Origin of the sequence: Streptomyces sp. NPDC055966, assembly GCF_042269865.1 — a bacterium.
GTDB lineage: Bacteria > Actinomycetota > Actinomycetes > Streptomycetales > Streptomycetaceae > Streptomyces.
Window position 1 is genome coordinate 1 of the sequence record NZ_JBHJYK010000086.1, and the last position, 1482, is coordinate 1482.

The 1482-nt window shown below is 68.6% G+C and carries 1 protein-coding gene; it reads right to left on the reverse strand.

Annotated features, from left to right (window positions below; genetic code table 11):
* Positions 1-18 precede the first annotated feature (18 nt).
* A partial coding sequence (locus ACFC8N_RS48885; RefSeq protein WP_376296106.1) for an ISAzo13 family transposase occupies positions 19-1482 on the reverse strand: 1464 nt, incomplete at its 5' end.

The following is a 1482-nucleotide window of genomic DNA, read 5'->3' on the forward strand; positions in this document are numbered from 1 at the left end:
CTTAGGGCTCGTAAAGAATCAACACGGTGGTTTTGTCTCTGTCGTGAGGGCGATGCCGTGTGCGGTTGCGTAGACGTGGAGGCCGGTGAGGGTGGTCAGGTGTGCCGCGGCGGGGCCGGGGGTGTGTCCGTGCTGGTCCATGAGCTGTCTGATCTCGCCGGTGGCCTCGCGGATGGTGTCCTTGCTGACGGTGAACAGGCGGGCGAGCACGGTGGGCGACAGGCCAAGGCGCTGGTGCAGCACGGTGGCCAGGACGCGGTCGGCCAGGTCGAGTTTGGCTTTGCGGCCGCCGCCCGGGGCTCGGCGTCGGGTGCCGCCGTCGCGTCGGGTAGTGCGGTCCGGGGCGTGGAGCGCCTGCCAGGGCGAGGCCAGGGCTGTGGTCAGCTCAGTCAGTTCGGTGCTGGTCATACCGGTCAGGGCGGGGTGCGCCAGGGCCTCGCGGTCTAGGCGGGCGGTTGGTTTGCCGGGGTTCGTCGGCTCGGTGGGCCGGGGGTGCACGGTGTAGTTCCATTCCCCGTGGAAGGCATGGCCGGTCAGCGGTACCGCGTTCAGTTCGGCGTCGCTGACCTTCACTCCCGTGGGGTAGCTGCCGGGGTCCAGTTCGGCGTGGACGGTGAGCCCGGTGCGGTTGGTGGTCGCGGCGATGCTCTGCACGATGACCTCGTAGTTGGTCAGCGGCCGGCCGCGCCAGTTCATCGTGATCGCGGAGAACAGCCGGTGCTCGATCCGATTCCATTTCGATGTGCCCGGAGGCATATGGCAGACCGTGACGGCCAGGCCCGTCTCGGCGGCAAAGCCGGCGAGTTCGGTCTTCCAGGCCCGGGTGCGGTAGCCGTTGGAGCCACCCGCGTCGGCGGTGATCAGCAGACGGGTGGCGCCGGGGTAGTCGAGATGTCCCTGCCCGTTCCACCAGCGGCGGATCGATTCGACCGCGAAGGCCGCGGTGTCGTGATCGGTACCGACGCTCACCCAGCCGGTGTCCGCCGCCAGGTCGTAGATGCCGTAGGGCAGGGCCTTGCCCAGCGCGTCGCCGGGGAAGTCATGGACGTCGACCCGCACGGGTTCACCGGCCGGCCGCCATTGGCGTCCCGCGTTCTTGAACTCCCCGACGACCTCCTTCTTTTTCGTGTCCACGCTGACCACCGGCTCGCCGTCCGCCTGATGGTCCTTGGCCTGGTCGTTGATGTACCGGAACTGCGCGTCTCTCTCGGGGTGTTGAGCGCCCTCAAGGGTCTTGGCATTGGCCTGCAGACTGAAACCGTTCTCCCGCAGCAGTCTGCCCACGGTCGGCGCCGAAGCGGCGTGGCCCTGACGTGTCAGTTCCCCGGCCAGAGACCGCAGCGACTTGGTTGTCCACCGCAGCGGCGACATCGGATCGCCCCGTTCATCCGGCTCGACCAGTGCCAGTAACGCTGGAACGAGTAGCGGGTCAAGTTCCTCGGCGCTCTTGCGGCCGCCGCCGTCCCGGCGGACCCGGCCCTC